This is a genomic window from Pedobacter sp. AW31-3R, from assembly GCF_052180285.1.
In the GTDB taxonomy this organism is placed as follows: domain Bacteria; phylum Bacteroidota; class Bacteroidia; order Sphingobacteriales; family Sphingobacteriaceae; genus Pedobacter.
The window spans coordinates 2128081-2147854 of the sequence record NZ_CP197475.1 but is presented as its reverse complement, the minus strand read 5'-3'; the positions used below and the strand labels follow the sequence as shown (position 1 = coordinate 2147854).

Genomic DNA, 19774 nt, shown 5'->3' with positions numbered 1-19774 from the left:
TGGCCTTTACATCGGTCATCCTAAAGATTACAGAAATAATTCCTTTAGTTTTTTATCCAGCGCCACCCCTCTTAAATCTTTGGCGATGATCGTTCCATTGGGATCAAGGAGTAAAGTGCTTGGAACTGCATTAAATCCATAATAAAGCCTGATCTCATCATCCCAGCCCTTGAGGTCGGCCAATTGGGTCCAGGGCATTTTTAGCGATGTTAATGCAGCCAGCCACCGGTCTTTGTCCGTCGGATCATCCAGTGAAACGCTGACCACCGTAAAATTATGGTCTTTGAAAGTATTGTAGGTTTTGATGAGATTCGGAATCTCTCTGCGGCAAGGTGCACACCAGCTTGCCCAGAAATCGATATACACATATTTTCCCTTAAAAGCAGCAATACTGACCGGATTGCCCTTATCGTCTTTCTTGGTAAAGTCCATTATCTTTTCCCCTGCAGCACTACGTTTAAGGATCACCAGACGTTCCGCAATGCGCTGTCCCTCCGCAGTTGATTTCATTTTTTTACTCAACAGACCGTACATTCTCAGTACGTCTTCATAATTACCCAGCCTGCTGTATTCGGTCACCAGGTTTAAACTGAAAGCACTTTGACCATGCGCTGCAATGTAGTCATTGGCTGCTGTGTTTTTTCGGCTGACAATATCAGCAAGTTTTTCTTCCAGTGCGGTTTTCTCCTCCCCTGCGAGTTTACCGTACTGAAGTAACAGTGGCTTTTGCTCTTCCTCAAAAACTTTCATTGTTTTCGCATAAGCCAAAGCCTCATCGTTTATTTTAGAGCCGGTTATTTTAAGCTGCTCTAATGAATCCCTGCTTCCCGTTATATTGATATTCCCGGGTTCTATGAATAGATAGATGGCCCTGCCGGGAAAGATCATGGTTATTTTCTGTGCTTCGGTTACCGGAGCTTCCCAGCTGAATTTGCCATCCGTCACCTTCAGGTTGACAGATTTGGAAATATTACCCTCGTAATACTGGATAAGCACGCTTGAATTGCCCAGTGCTTTAAGGTTGCCGTTTATCTTGACCTGACCAAACAGGCTCTCCGTAAGGCTGGTTAATGCCATTAAGGTGATGATTAAAAAATATCTCATGTCGTTTCAAATGGTGTTAAGTAAAGTATAGCATTAATTAGCTGTTAAAATTGGATTAAACTGCGGATAGACCGTACCGGAATAGTTGTTTTGATGACCATTTGCAAATTGGCCTGCGGACGTTCCTGTGCATAGATAGAATGAGTAGTGGATACCATACCCACCATGTTACCCCTGTCATCTAAAATGGGGCCTCCGCTCGATCCCTTTGCATAATCGGCGGTGATCTCCATGCGGTCACCCATCGGTCCGGTTTTGTGATCGGCGGTATTACGTGCCACCACGCCCTTGCTGTAATAATATAAATAATCGCCCGGATTGGTCAAGGCGTGTACCGTTTCACCCACGGCAAGCGCTGCTCCCAGTGGTACAGGGCTAAGCCGGTTATTTCCTGTATTGATCTTGAATATCGCCGCATCGGCATTTTCATTGTAAGCTAAAACCCGTTCAATCGGATAAATATCACCTTTTAAGCTCACCACAAAAGTGATGCTATCCGTCGTTGGCAACTCGGCATCGCGTTGTATAAAATTCATAAATACATGCCAGTTGGAAGCACAGAAACCATCCTCAGTAATTGCGGTAGCAGTAGCATGCAGCTGAATTCTTTCAGGTTTCCCCTCGGCAGCCTTAAAGTATTTACAGACCATCAGCACCCCGTCTTTCCGTGCTTGTATGATCTGCGCTCCCGTCAGTTCCTTCCTGCCCGGTTTGGTCAGTGGAGAGATACGTGCCTTTGCATCTGAGGGCAGTGTAAGGGTTTGTTTCCTCAGCTGCGCTGACCCTAAAAGAGGTGTTTTGGCCTGTGCCGCTTTAAGGTTGGTCAGGATGTTGCCCAGAAGCTCATTGTAATCCACATAAATATCTTCTTTTTCCGCCTGTGCATACACGGAAAATTGAGAAACCATCAGCAAAATAAAAAGGGAAACCATTAAGGCCCCCTTTATTTTTATTCGTAATTTCAATAAATTCATCATCAATATTAAAGTATAGCTGCAAGTTTTGCTTCAAGTTCTTCGCCACGCAGGTCCCTTCCAATAATTTTTCCGGTAGGATCTAACAAAAAGTTAGCGGGTACGGCATTGATATGGTAAAGTTGAACAATAGCACTTTCCCAACCCATCAGGTCAGATACCTGTTCCCAGGCCAGGCCATCTTTAGTGATTGCATCAGTCCATTTTTGTTTTGCATTTTCCCCTCCGTCTAATGAAACACCAAGCACGGTGAAGTTTTTAGTTTTATACTTTTGGTAGGCTTTAACGACATTAGGGTTTTCCCTTCTGCATGGCCCACACCAGCTAGCCCAAAAATCTACCAGGACATACTTGCCTTTGAAGGAAGTAAGGCTTACCTCCTGATCTTTGGTATTCTTCAGGGTGAAATCGGGCGCAATGTTTCCAACCGTTAAACCTTTGGCTTTCTCCAATTTTTCTGCATAAGCTTTTCCGAAGGCACTGGCTCTAAGGTCGGCGCTTAAACTGTTGAACAGCTCCGTTGATTTTTCAAGATATTGCTCCGGATTAAAAGCCGCACGCAGCATGTTTAAACTCACCAATGAATTCGTATGTTTTTCTATAAAACCAGCCTGGATCTGCAGTTTTGCCATTGCCATTGATTCATATACCTGCTCTAGTTGCGCCTGCTCCTCTTTGTTGCCTTCTGCTTTCTTGAAATCTGCGTTCAATTGCGCTTCTGTTTTCTTAAAAGGTGCCAGCAAAGTAATCATCTCCTGCTGATCTTTGTTAAGTGGCGTACCACCTACGTTTGCCCTGAATAACGAATCCGGACTGGTGATATCAATCGTCCCGTTTTCCAGGTAAATCCCAACCTGATCCGGATTTGGTTTAGAGTTTAGCTTTTCACCATTCTGTCCTAACATCACAAAGGCTTTCATCGGATTTGCCACTGTACCTTTAATCGTGAATTTGCCATTGGGCGCGACCATCGTAGAGTCAAAATTCATTTTTCCCTTTTCCTGGTAAACGACATATACCGTGGCCGGGAATTTCACCTTCGTCACCGTTCCGTTAATGGTGTATTGTTGTTGCGCCAATGCGCCAAATGGTAATGCTGCAAGCAGCGTAATCATTACTTTGTTCATATGTTGTGTTTTGTTTGTTGTGTCAGGTTTTTTGAAAATGCGTGCCTGTACCACAATACCGGCACGCTGTAAAATATTATAAGAAAAGAGATTTTAGCTTTTGGTTGAGATCATCCCCCCTTAAGTCGCGCGCAATGATCTTTCCAGTCGGATCGATAAGAAAATTGGCCGGTACGGAATTGACTTTGTACAGCTGGGCAACGGCACTCTGCCAGCCCTGCAATTCAGATACCTGTTCCCAATTTAGCCCATCTTTGGCGATTGCATCTATCCATTGCTTTTTACCGTTCGGCCCTCCATCAAGTGATACGCCCAGAACCGTAAAATTCTTGCTTTTAAACTTGTCGAACGACGCGACCAGGTTAGGGTTTTCCTGGCGGCATGGCCCACACCAGCTCGCCCAAAAATCGACCAGAACATATTTACCCCTGAACGATGCCAGGGAAATAGCTTCATCTTTCGTATTTTTCAGCGTAAAGTCGGGAGCTACACTGCCCACCTCAACCGATACTGCTTCAGCAATTGCTTTCTTGTAGGTCAGGCCATTGGTAGAATTCTGCACTTCTGCTGATAAACTATTAAAAAGACTACGGGCTTTAGTCATCTCCCTTCCCGGATCTACATGTGCAAAAAGCAGGCTTAAGCTCACCAGGGAGTTGGGATGGCTTTTCACAAACTTTTCTATTTCCTCTTTTTTACGAACTTCAAGTTTGGCGTAGTCAGATTTGATTTTTTCCTGCTCAGCGGTATCGCCTTCAGCTTTATCATAATCCGCTATCATCACCTGGGTCGTTTTTTTGAAAGGTGCCAGCAGGTTAACCATTTGCTGCTGTTCATCATTGAGCCTGGTGCCACCTACAGTGGCATGTACCAGTGAATCCGAAGTGTTCACCGTCACCACACCGTTTTCAAGAAACACTGCAACCTGGTCCTGGCCCTCTAAATCTTTAATCGGAGTTCCGCTATGGCTCAGCAGGACAAAGGCTTTCATCTTCGTCTGCTGTGTCCCTTTAAAAATAAACTGCTTGCCTGTCAGCACTGCGGAATCCTGTTTCACCTGTTGGTTTACCTTGTAATTCAGGTAGGCTTTCGCCGTCGGGGCAACGTTTTTCACATTGACCCTGATGGTATAATTCTGCTGCGCTGCTGCCGCGAAGGGTAATGCAGCCAGCAATGTCACCACGGATTTTTTCATTGGTATATAATTGTTTTTTAAAGGTGATGAAGCGATCATAAGCTTTTCATTACTGTTTGTGATTTGTAAGCTCATGATGGTTTCATTTGTAAATATTGTTTTTTAAAGGTGATGAAGCGATCATGAGCTTTTCATTACGGTTTGTGATTTGTAAGCTCATGATGGTTTCATGTTATTCATAGATCTATTTATATGTTTAAATTCCTTTCAGCTTATTCAGCTCCTGCTCGAGTTCAGGATGAGAGGGCATAGGCATATTGAGGCTCAAAACATTGCCTTTTTTATCCAGTAAAATAAAACGGGGAATGGTATTGATGCCAAAAGCTTTCTCGAAAACTTTGTCCCTCACCATCCATTGTATGCCGCCCATCTCCTTCAGCATGGGGCCTCTCCATCTCCATTCCTGGGTATCCACAGAAATGCCCACAAATGTGATGGCTTTGTTCTTCATCTTCTCTTCTAAGGCCAGCAGATGCGGTCGTTGCACACGGCAGGGATAACACCAGGAAGCCCATACATCAATGAGCACATATTTGCCCTTCAAGGAACTCAGTTTAACATCAAGCCCTTCATGTCCGGTTGTGTCCCTGAATACAATATCGGGGCATTTATCCCCTACCTTCAGCAGGGTGGTATCCGCCAGGGCCTTATGGTGATTCAAAGAAGGGCTATTTTTAGTATATCCACTAAACAGCAGTGCTGAAAGGGATAAAGCAGTAATTGCGATTGTTTTTATCATGTTGATTTTGTTTTTTATGATTAGTTGACGAAAAACCGGATATATACCCTGGCCGAATCATTCGCTACCGGTGGTACGCCATAAGAAGATCCTGTGTAGGTGATGACTTTCAGCCCCATGACATACCATTGAGACTTTGGAAAATTTGCCTTATCGGGAAATTTGAGGGTTAAACTATCCCTGCTCAATAATGATCTGGCCGGCACAGTAACAAGGTCCTTGGTCAGGTTATACGTATTGGCTGGCACAGGCATAGGTGCAGGATAACCTATGTAGTTTTCTTTGATGATGGCCGCATATACCTCATCATCGGTAAGCTGAACAGCCTGGATATTCACATCGTGGGCAGAAAATACAGTATTGAGGGTTAACCTGAACTTTACCGAATCCGGTACGGTACTGTAAAAAAGATTTAATGCTCCACTGGCCCTCCTGTCAGCGGTATTTCCATTAATCACAGTGGCACCATACATCTTTGCTTTCAGGTCACCTTTGGTCACCAGTACTTTAAAGAAATAGAGTGAATAATTTAATTTCGAACCACTCTTGGTCGTCAGCGTAACAGGAACCAGGTAAATGGTACTGTCTTTCAATTGACTGCCATCATTCAATACGACATAAAGAGAATCGTTAGCCTGTGCTGAACCGGAAGACACCGTAAAAGTTCCCTCGTACGAGACACCGAAGGCTCCCTCCGGGATGGATAGATTTTTTTCCTGGTACAGCTGGTTGTATTGAGCCACCAATGAAGGGTCAACAGTAGCAGTGATCGTTTCCCCGGATTTGGCTGCTTCTTTTAACCGGATCGGTACTCCAATATAATAAGGTGTAAAATTGTAATTGATGCCATTTAATGCCACCATATTACTGCCCTGTACATAGGAAACCATTCCACTGCCCAATCTGGACTGTAAGGAATCGGCCTCGCTCAGGTCTTTTTTGCAGGAGAAGATCCCTATACACAGCAAAAAGACAAGCAATGCTCCTTTAAAGCCAAAAAGGGAACGGAAGGGGTTTTGATATATTTTGTCAGACATGATCTTGTTTATTGAGGATTAAAAATTATCCCTGTTATCTGGGATTTTGAAGAATATTGGGATTAGCAGCAATAACTGTCGGACTGAACGGAACCAGGTAAAGTCCGGAACCCGCTGGAAGTGTCGCAATGGTAACTCCACTGTTGTTGAGCCGCTTGATATCCTGTCTCCAGGCCGCTTCCTTATTCAATCTTTTCAGGTCGAACAGGCGCAGACCGCCGTGATAAAACAATTCACGTCTCCGTTCGTCCAGCACATAACCCAAAATATTATCTGCAGTATAGGTACGGCTATCTACGACGTATGTAGGTAACCTGTTAATTCTCAGCTTAGCCAGCAATGCTCCTGCAGCTTCAAAAGATCCGCTGCGCGCTAAACATTCCGCCTTGATCAGCATCACCTCCGGTACACCCACACTATTGTCAAATACCATGGAATTCCCTCCTGCAAGACGGTAGGTCGCAGGCGTATACCTTGAAGCGGCCAGAAACTTCTTGCTGTACCTCAGGTCAGATGTGGTCAGCGCAGCGGTTAAAGTCGCACCCGGCATAACCGTGTTCGTATAAAAAGAATAAAAAGCAAGATCAATAGTTATCTTTCCCAGCAAGATCTCCGGATTGGATGTCAGATCAGGTAGCTGAGATGGATTTACATAAAGACTGCTGTTATAATTCTGTAAAGTGCTTTGCATGGCCAAAGTAGAATCTGCATAGTTGCCCGCAGCAGTATAGTTCCCCTGATATAAATATGCCCTGGATAATAAAGCATAACCGGATGCCTTTCCCGGATGGATAATATCAGAACCCTTAGCCGGTAAACCTGGATTGCCAACAGCAGTCTTCAGGTCGCCAATGATTTGTGCATAAACCTGTGCTACAGTAGCCCTTGCCGGCAAAGCATTGGTACCCGCGGTAAGCACCAGTGGCACCCCCAGGTCTGTAGCCGATGTGGTGGCATCATAAGCCGGACCATACGCATTCACCAGCTGCAGATAAAACCAGGCCCTGTTAATCAGGGCCTGTGAAATCACCAGATTTTTATTCTGTGGGGTATTCAATTCGTCTGCCGGAGCCGCATTGATCCGGTCCAGAATAACATTCATTTGTAATATCCTTGAATAAGTCGAATTATACAGCACATCAGCGTCAGCCGGGTTCCAGATGAGGTTTTGCCACAGGAAACTGCGCAGGTAATAATTGGTAGAAGCTGCAACCTGCGCATCGGTAAACGTCAGGTCGTCACTCATCATATCCAGCAGGAAGAAATGGCCCCTGCTCAACGAATCGCTGTTGAGGATTTCCTGAAAATCCTTAATCGTCGTCGGATTCACATTTGCAGAAGGCGGAGACACATCCAGGAACTTTTTGCAGGATGGCAATAACCAAAGGCCACAAATGACCACAACAAAAACTAGTAATCTTTTATACATTGTCATATTCTTTAAAAATTCACACTAAGGTTACATGAATAAATCCTTGGCAGGGACATTCCTATCCTTCCATCGGCACTGATCGTTGCCGGATCTACTTTATATTTGTTCCTGGCCCAATAGGCAAGGTTTTGCACCTGGAAAGTCATTGAAAAGCCTGTTAAGCCATATTTTTTAAGCCTCTTAGCCGGTACATTAAATCCAACCATCACTTCCGACAAGCGAATATTGTCGGCCGGCAGGATGCTGTTACTGGAAAAGCGGCTAACAAATTCCCGATAAGAATTGGTCCCAGACTCGCTGATTCTCGGAACATCTGTAAAGTTCTCATCACCTGGATTGCGCCATCTGTCGGCCACCAGGCTACTGTTTTCCAAATCACTACCAGGATAAGGCAGGTAATAGCGCATCACGTAACCCAGGTTAAACGTAAGGGCCACACGGGCAAAAAACTGGTTATACCGAACTTCCTGTATAAATCCGCCTGTCCATGGTGCTTTGGTCACCCCTTGTTTCACCAGGGCTCCGGCTATCGTCGCGCTGTCCAGTACCGAAGTCACATTTCCATCCTTATCATAGATCTGCGGATCGCCGCTGGAATTCAGACCTGCCCATCTTGGCGCCCAGATGTTGCTCACGTCGTAACCTTCCCTCAGGGCGACACTGTAATCGCTCGTAGCTGTAAAACGGGTCAGTGGTACATTATTCGCAATATTGGTATTGTGGGCACCGTTCAGCGTTACATTGTAATTGAAGCTGTTCGTCTTCAGCACAACCGTATTAAAGAAAAACTCCACTCCCCTATTGGTGATATTGCTAAAGCTCACCTGACTGGACAAACCTGTACTTGGATCTGTCAACACGGCCAGGTTATTGCTTAAACCACTGGCAATCTGATCATAATAACGGATATCAATATTATATCTGTTATCGGTAAAGCCTATCTTACCATGTACTTCAAAAATTTTACTTGCTGCAGGAAGCAGACTAAAATCGCTGCTGGTTGCCTGGCTGAAAGAACCATTTGAGGCAACATTCGTGCTCTGCATCAATCCCAATCCCTGGTAAGGGCTGATATCCTGTAAGAGCATATTAAACGACAGGTCACTTATTTTATCCGATCTGAAATAATTTTCCCTGCTGATATTATAGTAGAAACTACCATTATACTGATCTTTCCCTTCAGGCGATTTGCCATAATTGAAATGCAGGTTCAATAGTTTCTTTCTAAAAAACATATCGACACCAGCGCTAAGGTAGGTGGATAAGGTAGACGTTGTACCAACGGCCACTGCCGCACTGGAAGAACTCAGGTTCCCTCTCATCGTTTGCCTGTTGTAAGCCCCGTTGACAACAAGCGTACTATCCGCAAATGTCAGCGTCAATCTTTGGTACAACAGCTTTGAACTCTGTCCCTGCTGCTGTGTAGGGGTAGCTCCGCTTACATAAATACTGTAGTTATTCCAGTAACTCTGCAATGCCCTCAGGTTCGTATAACTACCCGGAAGATCAGGCATCTGAATCGCATCCGTTCCCACAGAGACCAGGACATCCCTTAAAAATCTGCTCCAGTTTTTCACCACGAGACCAGTCACCTCACCTTTATAGGATGAAAGTGTGGAATAGGTAGCGGCCTGCCCATAAAGCGGATTGAAAACAGCTGAATATAAACCAGAGGCTTTTATCCGATCCGAAAAACTATAGTTCAGCGATACATTGCTATTCAGGTTACGCGTAATAGCCGTATCACCTGCCATATTTTGTGTCAGGGCAAAAGGATAGGCACTGGATGACGCACCAGGAAAAAGGGAGTAAAAGTTCGTTATAGTAGATTGTGTTGAAGGGTTTGTAGGTAAATATATTGGGGTGCTGGTCTTTGTCTCATCATTGTAACCATACAATGTGCCGTACGATGGGGTACTGCTGTTGACACTGGCAGCTCCGGCACCTACCCCAACAGTAATGGTATGCTGGCCCAGTACCTTCGAATAGGTAAGTCCGGATCTCAGGTTCACATTATCATAAGTCTTTTCACTCGCCTTCATGATATCACCGTAGGGAACATAAAAGTTTACGCCATTTGAGGTCAACTGACCATAGGTGTCTACAAACTGCCTGGCATAACTTGATTCTGCACCATACAAATTTCTGTTACTTGTACTCCTGCGGGTATAAATCACCGATGTTGCCCATGACAGGCCCGGTAACAAATTCCAGTTCATGTTCAGATTGGTTTGTTTGCTCATTATTTTGGAAGAGGTTTCATTGACCCTGGCATCCTGAAGCAAATTGACTCCGTAATTCTTATATCCACGGGATTCAATCAGCCGATTTCCGGCAGCTGACAGCTGGGTATAATCATAAATATAATTTCCCTGGTCATCTACAAGCATCTGGTACGGATCCATTCCGATATTAGTCGGAGAAAAGGAATATCCGTTTCTCACATTCGCATCAGAGTAATTGACCAGCCAGCGGATGTGCAGCTTATTTTTTAACAGATTGATATCATTCGTGACATTCAGGGAATACGTGTTTGTCTTGCTGCCCACATCATTGGTCTGACCGTTTACATAACCCCCAATGGCGGTAAATTTATAGGCTTTTGTTCCTCCGCTTACCGTCAGACTATGGTTTTGATTAAAAGCAGTTTGCTGCAGCAGTTTCATCTGTCCTTCGTTATTGAGGCGCGACAGGGAATCCCATTGCGTATCAAATTGCGATGACGTAATTGCACCGTTAGTCAACTGGCTGAGCAATTGCTTCGCCGGCGATAAGTTAAATGATGTATTGCCGTAGGTATTACCCAGCGTCGTATTCACCTCCTTCAGGTAATCCAGATAGGTGGAAGAATTGGCCAGCTTCAATTTTTCCCTGTCAAAGGTTGGCGCCGGGGAAATATAAAAGTTACTTGAATAATTGAAAACCAGATTCCCCGCCTTGGCCGATTTAGACCTGATCAGTATTGCCCCGCCAGTTGCCCTTGGCCCCCACTTGATTAATTCTTTGGGATCTTTGATCACCTCGATAGATTCGACATTGGTCATTGGGTAATTGGCAGGAAAACCATCCTGCGGGAAACCGTCTATCACCACGAGCATATTTGAGGTATTGCTGTTAAAATTATTGGCTCCCCTGATCTCGGGCACCAGGGCATTAGTAATCGTGGTGGTGGTATTGATATGATAAAAGGTGCTGATTGAGCTTGGTACATTTGTGCCTTTCAGCAAAATATCAAGAATCTGCTGCCCTTTCAATTTACCGTAGGCACTCAGGAAATCTTCCACGGTATAACGGACGAATCCCATGTTAATTTGTCCGTTTGAGTAATGTTCATATACATCAATACTGGTGATGGTTTTGGTGCTGGTATTCACCACCTGTAAACTCAGACCCGGAATGGTTCCCTGCAGGATCTGCGCCAGGTTCATATAGTTCCGGTTTTCCAGATCTATAAATTTGGTGGGGTTTATTTTTGCATCAGTCGATTCGATCTTCACCTCCGTCAGGTCAATACTCTTGTTATCCCCCTTTTCCAGTGTGATATCCAGATAAGTCGTATCGGAATAATCGACCGTTTGTCTCACAAATCCCGGGGCAGACAGCAAAATAGCACCAGGACTACTGCCCTGTATCTTAAATTCACCATTGGCATTTGAAACACTGACATGATTTGTATTCAGCTCACTGATGGTCACATTTTTTACCGGCAACCGGTTTTCATCTACGACAGTGCCCCTGAGCATCAGGAGTGTCTTCCGCTGGATTGCTGCTTTTTGCTCTCCTTTTTCAGCCTTTTGCTGTTCCTTTTTGACAAGGATCGTCTGAGCTATAATTTTATACGTTAGCGGAAGCCCTTTAAACACCTGGTTTAATGCATCCTGGATGGATCCGTTGTCAATATTAACGGATACTTTCTGGATCCCTTTGAGGTCCTGGCTATCGTACAAAAAGGTAAGTTTGGATTGTTGCTCAATTAATTTAAATACTTTTTGAACTTCAACACTTTTTTCGTGAATAGTGATCTGACTATAGCTTTTGATGGTACAAAACAGAGCCAGTATGGTTATTATGATTCGGGGTAAATTAATTCGCATTGCAGCCCTCCATTTTAACCGACTGATAAACAATATATTGACTAAAGTAAAAGGAGCTGAAATTTATTTTTTTTGCATGGATTTGCAATACTTCCTGCAAGGGTTTACATAAACCATTTAAATACATATTTTTGTAGTGTTTGGGTTAAACGTTAATACTCGATTGCCAAATTGTTTGTTGATGGGTTAACCTGAGATCTATTAGCCGGGCAAGTGCGTCAACACTTCCCGGTTTTTCTATGGTTACCGGTGTGGGAATGATCCGTTGATCTTAATTGATAAGTAGTTTTTTTTCCATGTTTGGTTGGTTGAGGTGATTGATTCTGTGAATTGGGTTGTGGTTGTTTTTATGCGGTGTATTAATTTTTTACAATGATTTTTCGTCCCTCAATACGGAAATGCACATCGAAGTAAGCAAGCATTTGCAGAAATTCTGAAGCTTTAACATTCCGCTTGATTTTTCCTGAGAACTGTCTTTGCGGAATCTTTCCTTCATATTCCACCTCCACATCATACCATCTGGAAGCCTGACGCATAATGGTTGAGATACTGGCGTCATTGATCTGGAACAGGCCATTTTTCCATGCGACTGCCTGTTCCATATCCGCCGCCTGCACGAGGATGGGGCCCGACGACCGGTTAACGGCCTGCTGTCCTGGCTCAAGCAGGGCTGAATAGCTGTTATTCAATTGCCGTATATTAACAGATCCTTCCAGTAAGGTTGTTTTGATATCCGGTTCGTCGGTATAACTGTTGATATTGAAGTGTGTACCCAACACCTGAACAAGCTGATTGCCTGCTTTGACAATGAAAGGCTTGGTTTTATTTTTCGCTACTTCAAAATAAACCTCTCCGGTAATGACCACCTGCCGATCCTTACCCGTAAATGCGGTAGGGAAACTGATGGAAGAAACTGAATTTAACCATACCTTAGTTCCATCGGCCAGCACAATATGGTATTCCCCTCCTTTTGGTGTACTAATCATATTATAGGAAGGAGTTGATCCGGCTTCAGCTTGTCCGCCGGTTGAAGCCTCGTAATTGATCTCACCGTCCTGGATTTTGTTAACCGAAGTTCCTCCCTGACTGGCTAATGTTCCATTCCTGGCATTATCCAGAATAATTGTTGAACCGTTGCTTAGCGTCAGTACAGCCTTATTGCCACCGGGGATGAAGTCAGCTTTTGCAATTTGCGTGCGCTCCGTTTGTTTATTGACAAAGAAATAGGTACCTATTGCCATAAAGATCAATACCGATGCGGCAACAGCATATTTAAGCCAGCTATTTTTGCGAAGGACTTTGGTCAATGTTCCTTTTTGTTCCGCAGCGGTAATGCCAACCTGGATCTGCTGGAGCATTTGTTCTCTTTGACCAAGAATAAACGGATTGTGCTGCGGTACATAGTCCTGATAGGTGTTTTCCATCAGCTGGAGTAATTCCTCATCGGAATTCACTTCAGTGATCAAAAACATCAATTCATTTCGCTCTGCAGCGGTCGCTGTTTTATCAAAATACTTTTGAAATAAATCAGCTATACGGTTAGTTGGCATCATAGTCTTCATTACGGCATCTTAAATTAATGCCATTTCAACTATAAAGACACATCACTTGACAAAAGGGGGTAACGAAATTTTATTTTTTTTACAAAAAAAGTAATGGGGTAGACAAAATTAAGATAATCACACCATCATTTTGGGAAGAAAGCTCATTTTTTATAAAACGCAAAGCCAGCTTAATGTGTTTTTTAACTGTTTCAGGGGAAATATTTAAGATTTTAGCGATCTCTTCATGCTTCAAACGCTCTTCCCTGCTTAACTTATAAACTTTCTTCTGCTGAGGAGGCAGTTTTTCAATCGCCTGATCCATTAATATCCGGTATTCTTCAATAACAGGGAGATGATCGGGTGTATACGTTTCTTCTTCGAACTGTTTGAGCCATTCCAGCTGCCTTACTTCATCATTTGCTTTTTTTCGCAGGTGATTCAGGGTTTGATTTTTGGAAAGGATAAACAAATAATAGCTAAAGTTATCCAGTTGGAGGAGGATTTCCTTTTTAAGCCAGATTTTGATGAAAACATCCTGTACAATTTCTTCCGTCACCTCAATAGATTCCGTGAGTTTAAAAACATACTCACCTAATGGCTTATAATAAGCATCAAAAAGTTCAGTAAATGCACGTTGGTCTCCTTTGGTGACTAAAGAAAGTAAATCAGCTTCGTTTTTGACAGGTGTAAGGGCCACTATTTTAATTAAACTTTAAAGTTATGTAAAATCTTTGTGATTTTATCAGCCTCCCTGCTAATATTAAATTCAGATAAGAACGAATTTCACCTGTGCTAAACCGGTATACCAGATTCAATAGTGGACAACATTGAAAAACAAAGTAACCATTCCGTTCACCATCAGAAAACAAATCGTCGCTTTTCAATAGCGTCTATTTTTTCATTTCTCAAATTGCAATAACAGAGAATAGTGCAATTACTAATGAAGTATCTGATGAGAAAAATAGTATTTTACTTTGCAGAGAAAAAAAAATAAATGCTCATTACCCCTTTTTACTACAAAATGTGTCTTTACAATTGAAATGTTCCAACATAAAAGCTGGCATCATGATAAAAAAGCCACAACAATCATTTATGATATTCATTTTAACAGATAATTACACGTAACCCATCAATCGAATATCACCACCTATTGCTTGAGTATCATTTTATAATTTTTAACAAATTGTCAAAACGAAGATAAAAAATCATGAAAAAAAAAGAGCTTTACTTTGGAATACTGATCATCAGCATGTGTTCAATCGCCTGTAGCAGGCGCACAGCGTCATCAACAGTAGGGAAAAAAAAAGATGATGACAACAGGAATGTATTTTATCCGACACGAATAACAGCCGTTAGTGATTCCATTGTGGGAATTGCTTTCTTTCAGACTGCGGTTCCCTATTTTTTGAATATGAAGGAGCCAAAAAGCAAGAAGAACTTGAAAATTATTACTAAAGCACACCGGGATAGGGCAATGGTATACGTTAAAGTGGATCAAACCATCCCCTATGGAAAGATCATTGGGATTGAACTTGCTTCAGCTTATTATACAGAGGCATTCCGGCGTTCTTTGCATACGGGTCCCATCAAACCTTAAAATAAAGCAGCTATTTACAGCTGACAACAAGTCGTTTGTTGCCGGTTTACGTAGTCTTTCATTAAGGGGGCTACGTGTTTCAATACTTTTTCAATAAAAAGGAATCCATGTAACTTACCGGTTGCTGTGCCAGTAACCGGCCCGCGGCCAGCCATAGAATTAAGCCCGGCAACAGGTATTTTTTAGGATATCTCAACAATTTCAGGATAATGCTTCTTAAAATGTTCCATTAAATGCTATACCTGCCGCTCTTTGCTGGTAGGTAGGCAGCAGTGAATAATGCAAACTTTGTTTTCCCATCACCAGTTTCTTCAAATGAGGATAAATCAGGTAGGCAATCTTTGTAGAGGCGATGCCCACACCTGCCCCTGCTACTACATCACTTAACCAATGTTTATTATTGTACATCCTCAATACTCCTGTGGCTGTAGCTACTGTATAACCGGCGTAACCTATCCACGGGGAAACATCACGGTACTCCCGGTTTAAAAACTCTGCCGCTGCAAAAGCATTTGCTGTATGGCCTGAAGGAAAAGAATAATTGTTAGAACCATCAGGACGGTCACGGTTGGCCAAACGTTTTACCGCCGTTGTAGCTCCCCCCATAATCCCAAATGATAAGATATATAAAGCAGTTTGGTCAACAATACCATGTTTACCTTTTACACCTGCCAGGTTTAAGGCATATACCGTTGCCATGGGCGCATACTGAATATAGTTATCCAGGTGATTGGCAAACAAAGGGTGATCTTCCTGCAGTTCTGCTTTGGTCGTATAATCCAAAGTCCTTATTGCGTTATTGCCCAGTGAAACCAATCCGTATGAAACCAATACGGCAGGCACAATAAATGATTTAATTGTGGGCGGATCTTGTCCGCGCAATTTGATTACAGCTACGGGCCTGGTATTTACTGAATCTGGTATGGCCGGTGGTAGTATCTGTGCCGAGACTACTACCGGTAAAAAGGCTGCAAAGAGGAGAGTAAAAGCTTTGATAGATTTCATCTGATATTATTTATAGGTAGCCTTGCGCTACATCGATAAAGAAACAGTAGAAAACTGAAGAAAATCTGTATTTGACACTCCAAAATCTATCTCAATAACTGCCAATGAACTTGTTGATGTTTACGGACCAGACTCAAATTCATATCCTTCGGCAAAAATTAGGGCTTACAGACGGCGCTAATTCCTAACTTTGGTTGAGTCGGGTATTTGTAGAGCAACTGGATTTTCAGGCTTTGCCCGCTGATAGGTAATAAACATAGCATCTTTACAGAATCGTATAGTAGCTTTGCTGTTGCCATAAATCTCCATCTTTGAGATCTGGTTAGGGTAAAATATTTGATATCAAACTCAATCCAGCCCTAACGCTTGTTCCAAATCTTTGATCAAATAATCCGCATCCTCTAAACCTACGTACATCCGGATCAACTGATGCCGATGGTTGTTCGTATCATAATCCCCCGCTACCAGAGTGGCAAGAATCGGGATGAGCAGGCTCTCATGTCCGCCCCAGGAAACGGCCATCAGCACATGCTGAAGACCATTGCAAAAAGTCTCGATTTTCTCTGCGGACGATTCCTTTAATGTAAAGCTAAACAATCCGCCGCATCCCTGCATTTGTTGCTGCGCCAGTTCACTTTGCTTGAAACCCGGTAAAAAAGGCCAAATTACCTGATCTACTTTCGGATGACCGGCCAACCATGCGGTGATGATTTGAGTGGTTTCAAAGCTGCGCTGCATTCGTAGTGGCAAGGTACGCAAGCCACGGATCAGCAGCCAGGCAGCATGCGGCGACAAGGCCGGACCAATATTTAAAAATTCATGTGCAAAGATTCGTTTGATCAATTCCCTGCTGCCAGTGATCACCCCTCCCATCACATCCGAATGCCCGCCTATATACTTGGTTGCGGATTGCGCAACCAGGTCAATCCCAAGCCGAATGGGTTGCTGGAACAGCGGACCGCAATATGTATTGTCGATCATCGTAAGGATCCCCCTTTCCTTAGCGATCCCAGCTATTGTGCTGAGGTCCTGCAGCTCATAACTAAATGTATTTGGACTTTCCAGGTAAATCAGCCTGGTCTCCCCCTCAATAGCATTTTTGATATTTTCCAGTTCAGAACCATCCACGAAAGTAGTACGGATACCAAATTTGGGTAATACCTCTTTAAATAACTTAACCGTCCAGCTATAAGGGTTTTCAACGGCAATCACATGGTCACCCTGGGCCAGTAAAGCCAGGATGGGCACACTGATTGCTGCGATACCACTACTGAATACCAATGCATCTTCAGCGCCATCCAGTGCGGCCAGCTTTTGCTGGAGAATTTGTAGCGTAGGGTTCTGACCCCGTGAATACAGCAGGTGATCATACTCATTACCCAGCGCTCTCCTCAAGTCGCTGACTGTTTTAAAGGCAAAATTACTGGACTGCACCACAGGTGGAGAAACTGCGCCATAATAGTTGTCGCGGTCTTCGCCCAATTCATTCAATATATAAGATAAATTCATAGTAAGGAATTTCAGTTTTCTGGCTTCGGTTTACACATGTAATAGATCAACAGTCCAAGGGCATATGCAGCCAGGCAATAAAATGCTGCATAGGGATTTTCTTTAAAAGTGATAAAAATATTCACCGTGACAAAGCAATAAGTGATGATAAAGATTAGTGGCACGAGCGGGAACCACCTAATCGCATAAATACCAGTGCTGTCCAGGTGTTTCGTTTTCTTGCGCAAGGGAAAAATGGCGAAGGAAGCCATTGCTAAACCAATCGTATCAAAGAACATCACATATTTAAGCAATCCGCTAAAGGTGTTTACAAAAAACAGGACCAGGATCACTACCCCAACAAAAAAGCTCATCCCGAATTCCTGCACCTGGGTCCTGGCATTTACTTTTTTAAATATGCCCGGCAATATTCCATCCTCCGCCATGGCATAATACACCCGGGGATTAGATAGCATATTCACATTGACAAAGGCCAGTACAGAAAGAAAGATCATGACCGAAGTCAATTTATAACCGATCTCCCCGAAAACTACACCCATCATCCGGGCAGCCAAGGCCGGCGTCTGTTGCAGGCCACCGATTCCCAGGACACGGACATAAGCAAAGTTAATCGCCATATACAGCAAAATCACGGTGAAGATCCCAAACACGATGGCTTTAGGAGTATTGGATTTAGCATTAACAATATCGCCACCAAAATTAATTGTTTGCTGGTAGCCGCTATAAGTAAAGAACACCGCCACCAGGCTTAGTCCAAATGCACTGACAATGCTGCCGGCATAAGGTACGGCAGCTACCGGGCCCGGTAAGCCGGTACTTTTAAACACCGCCGTACAGATCAGCAAGATCATCACGATTTTAAAAAGGGTCAATGCATTTTGCGCCAGGGCGCTCATTTTTACCCCACGTAAATTGATCAGATATAAAATAGCCACCGCAGTAATTGTAATCAGCTTCGTGCCCATATCGTTTTGCAAGTGAGCAGGCAATAAAAAAGGTTTGATATAATCCGCGCCGATCAGCGCTACCGCAGCCACAGCAGCTGCATTGCTAATGACCAGCACCCAGTTGATCATAAAAGCCACAGCCGGATGGTAGCAATAACTGAATACTTTATAAAAACCACCTGTTACGGGAAACCTCGCCCCTATCTCCGCAAAAGTCAGTGCACCACACAGACTCACCAGTCCCCCAAATATCCAGGCCGCGAAAAACAGCTCCACACTGCCTGCCCTTACAGCAACTTCACTGGGCGCGGCAAAGATTCCCATGCCGATGCACAAGCTGATGACGATCATCGTCAGTTCAAAGCGGTTTAATTTTGGTGTAATACTCATATAAGCCTAATTACTAAACTTCGGTTTTGATAATATTTTCTCCTCATCGAGGAGCTCATATACGGGACTTTTCAATGCACCGATTTGTAAGTCCGGATGCAGGTCTGTTATCCTTTATCTGGCGTATCCAATTTTCATAAAAACGTGATTACCCATAGATCATGAACCATCATGCGATCATACACCCAAGTCGAAAATACATGACAAAAAAAGAGAGGGCATATCACCTCCTTGGTGATACACCCTCCATACTTGAAAATCAAAACTAGTAAATTAAGGTCTCTGCCATAACACTTTAGGTATTAAGCTGTAATGTACTTCATCAATAAATATTGCGCCTGGGTACCAACGGCTACTTGGCTTCCCATCAGTCACATCAATCATAAATAGGTTCTTTTTTCCCAAGGGTAATGTTTCGGCAATATCACTCGTATATACGTTTCCGGACTTATTGATAATTTGCTCCTTAGTTATACTATTCTGGTAAGTTATTCTGTAAACTACAGACAAACTTCCATCGAAGATTTCCGGTCTCTTCACTACGTAAAAATCTTCATTATATGCTGCATTTACATGGGTAAATGTCGCTATAGGAACTATATTTCCTTTTTTATCAGGAGAATGCAATACAATATCAATCCCTTCCAGAAAGATAAATTGCGGCTTATAGGCGATCTTTATTTTCATGAATCCTTCAGGTGCCCCGGCTTCGCCATTCAATGGGTTACCAGGCTCACCCGGTGGCTCCGGGATCTCAGTGACCAAAACTGGGGCTATGGTACTGTCGAGTTGGTAAACATGGTATAACTGCGATCCGGTGATATTCAATACCGTATCCAAAACTTCTTCACCGCTCGCTTTAAAAACCTGGAATCTTTTGTCCCCTAAGTCGGTAACGATAGGAAGGCCATCAGTAGCATACTTTTTGCCTCCAAACATCACTAAAGGATTGGAGCCATATTCCGTGGCATTGGCAAAAGTTATCCTGGCAAATTTAACACGACCGGTATCTTCAGTTTTTTTACAAGCTGTAAGCAATAACAATACAGCCATAAAATTAAATAGTATATTTTTCATGTC

15 protein-coding genes are annotated in these 19774 nt (G+C 43.3%); 1 reads left to right on the top strand and 14 read right to left on the bottom strand.

Going from position 1 to position 19774, the window contains the following annotated elements; all coding sequences use genetic code 11:
- Nucleotides 1-27: 27 nt before the first annotated feature.
- The 10 genes from ACSBL2_RS08670 to ACSBL2_RS08625 form a co-directional block, all read right to left on the bottom strand.
- The gene (locus tag ACSBL2_RS08670; RefSeq protein ID WP_442591293.1) at nt 28-1104 is read right to left on the bottom strand and encodes a redoxin domain-containing protein; all 1077 of its coding nucleotides are present in this window, start codon (nt 1102-1104) and stop codon (nt 28-30) included.
- A gap of 44 nt (nt 1105-1148) precedes the next feature.
- A complete protein-coding gene (locus ACSBL2_RS08665; protein WP_442591292.1) occupies nt 1149-2081 on the bottom strand; it encodes a S1 family peptidase in 933 nt (310 codons plus the stop codon).
- A gap of 5 nt (nt 2082-2086) precedes the next feature.
- Complete coding sequence (locus tag ACSBL2_RS08660) at nt 2087-3205, bottom strand: redoxin domain-containing protein (RefSeq protein WP_442591291.1); 1119 nt, start codon at nt 3203-3205, stop codon at nt 2087-2089.
- Between the two features lie 76 nt (nt 3206-3281).
- Entirely contained in the window at nt 3282-4400 is a 1119-nt protein-coding gene (locus tag ACSBL2_RS08655; protein ID WP_442591290.1) for a redoxin domain-containing protein, read from the bottom strand.
- Nucleotides 4401-4596: 196 nt separating this feature from the next.
- A complete protein-coding gene (locus ACSBL2_RS08650; RefSeq protein WP_442591289.1) occupies nt 4597-5139 on the bottom strand; it encodes a TlpA family protein disulfide reductase in 543 nt (180 codons plus the stop codon).
- Between the two features lie 20 nt (nt 5140-5159).
- Nucleotides 5160-6176: a DUF1735 domain-containing protein gene (locus ACSBL2_RS08645; RefSeq protein ID WP_442591288.1), complete on the bottom strand. Its 1017-nt coding sequence runs from the start codon at nt 6174-6176 to the stop codon at nt 5160-5162.
- Between the two features lie 34 nt (nt 6177-6210).
- Nucleotides 6211-7605, bottom strand: a complete 1395-nt coding sequence (locus tag ACSBL2_RS08640) for a RagB/SusD family nutrient uptake outer membrane protein (RefSeq protein WP_442591287.1) — start codon at nt 7603-7605, stop codon at nt 6211-6213.
- 11 nt (nt 7606-7616) lie between these two features.
- Nucleotides 7617-11702 carry a secretin and TonB N-terminal domain-containing protein gene (locus tag ACSBL2_RS08635; protein ID WP_442591286.1) on the bottom strand — a complete coding sequence of 1362 codons (4086 nt, stop codon included), beginning with the start codon at nt 11700-11702 and terminating at the stop codon, nt 7617-7619.
- A 359-nt stretch (nt 11703-12061) separates the two neighbouring features.
- Entirely contained in the window at nt 12062-13264 is a 1203-nt protein-coding gene (locus tag ACSBL2_RS08630; RefSeq protein ID WP_442591285.1) for a FecR family protein, read from the bottom strand.
- 79 nt (nt 13265-13343) lie between these two features.
- Nucleotides 13344-13943: an RNA polymerase sigma factor gene (locus ACSBL2_RS08625; RefSeq protein WP_442591284.1), complete on the bottom strand. Its 600-nt coding sequence runs from the start codon at nt 13941-13943 to the stop codon at nt 13344-13346.
- 510 nt (nt 13944-14453) lie between these two features.
- Between ACSBL2_RS08625 and ACSBL2_RS08620 the strand changes: the two genes are divergently transcribed.
- Nucleotides 14454-14843, top strand: coding sequence for a hypothetical protein (locus ACSBL2_RS08620; RefSeq protein WP_442591283.1), 390 nt, complete (start codon nt 14454-14456; stop codon nt 14841-14843).
- A 216-nt stretch (nt 14844-15059) separates the two neighbouring features.
- Here the strand turns inward: ACSBL2_RS08620 and ACSBL2_RS08615 are convergent, their stop codons facing one another.
- The 4 genes from ACSBL2_RS08615 to ACSBL2_RS08600 form a co-directional block, all read right to left on the bottom strand.
- Nucleotides 15060-15848: a phosphatase PAP2 family protein gene (locus ACSBL2_RS08615; protein WP_442591282.1), complete on the bottom strand. Its 789-nt coding sequence runs from the start codon at nt 15846-15848 to the stop codon at nt 15060-15062.
- 348 nt (nt 15849-16196) lie between these two features.
- A complete protein-coding gene (locus tag ACSBL2_RS08610; protein ID WP_442591281.1) occupies nt 16197-17357 on the bottom strand; it encodes a trans-sulfuration enzyme family protein in 1161 nt (386 codons plus the stop codon).
- Between the two features lie 11 nt (nt 17358-17368).
- A complete protein-coding gene (locus ACSBL2_RS08605) occupies nt 17369-18694 on the bottom strand; it encodes an APC family permease (RefSeq protein ID WP_442591280.1) in 1326 nt (441 codons plus the stop codon).
- Between the two features lie 273 nt (nt 18695-18967).
- On the bottom strand, nt 18968-19771 hold the full coding sequence (locus ACSBL2_RS08600; protein WP_442591279.1) for a hypothetical protein: 804 nt from the start codon (nt 19769-19771) through the stop codon (nt 18968-18970).
- Between the last annotated feature and the right edge of the window lie 3 nt (nt 19772-19774).

Bases quoted from the DNA above. Each gene is read 5' to 3' on its own strand.
- ACSBL2_RS08640 (WP_442591287.1), bottom strand. From the start codon at position 7,605: ATGTATAAAAGATTACTAGTTTTTGTTGTGGTCATTTGTGGCCTTTGG.
- ACSBL2_RS08630 (WP_442591285.1), bottom strand. From the start codon at position 13,264: ATGAAGACTATGATGCCAACTAACCGTATAGCTGATTTATTTCAAAAG.
- ACSBL2_RS08655 (WP_442591290.1), bottom strand. From the start codon at position 4,400: ATGAAAAAATCCGTGGTGACATTGCTGGCTGCATTACCCTTCGCGGCA.
- ACSBL2_RS08600 (WP_442591279.1), bottom strand. From the start codon at position 19,771: ATGAAAAATATACTATTTAATTTTATGGCTGTATTGTTATTGCTTACA.
- ACSBL2_RS08660 (WP_442591291.1), bottom strand. From the start codon at position 3,205: ATGAACAAAGTAATGATTACGCTGCTTGCAGCATTACCATTTGGCGCA.
- ACSBL2_RS08670 (WP_442591293.1), bottom strand. From the start codon at position 1,104: ATGAGATATTTTTTAATCATCACCTTAATGGCATTAACCAGCCTTACG.
- ACSBL2_RS08610 (WP_442591281.1), bottom strand. From the start codon at position 17,357: ATGAATTTATCTTATATATTGAATGAATTGGGCGAAGACCGCGACAAC.
- ACSBL2_RS08645 (WP_442591288.1), bottom strand. From the start codon at position 6,176: ATGTCTGACAAAATATATCAAAACCCCTTCCGTTCCCTTTTTGGCTTT.
- ACSBL2_RS08620 (WP_442591283.1), top strand. From the start codon at position 14,454: ATGAAAAAAAAAGAGCTTTACTTTGGAATACTGATCATCAGCATGTGT.
- ACSBL2_RS08615 (WP_442591282.1), bottom strand. From the start codon at position 15,848: ATGAAATCTATCAAAGCTTTTACTCTCCTCTTTGCAGCCTTTTTACCG.
- ACSBL2_RS08650 (WP_442591289.1), bottom strand. From the start codon at position 5,139: ATGATAAAAACAATCGCAATTACTGCTTTATCCCTTTCAGCACTGCTG.
- ACSBL2_RS08605 (WP_442591280.1), bottom strand. From the start codon at position 18,694: ATGAGTATTACACCAAAATTAAACCGCTTTGAACTGACGATGATCGTC.
- ACSBL2_RS08635 (WP_442591286.1), bottom strand. From the start codon at position 11,702: ATGCGAATTAATTTACCCCGAATCATAATAACCATACTGGCTCTGTTT.
- ACSBL2_RS08665 (WP_442591292.1), bottom strand. From the start codon at position 2,081: ATGATGAATTTATTGAAATTACGAATAAAAATAAAGGGGGCCTTAATG.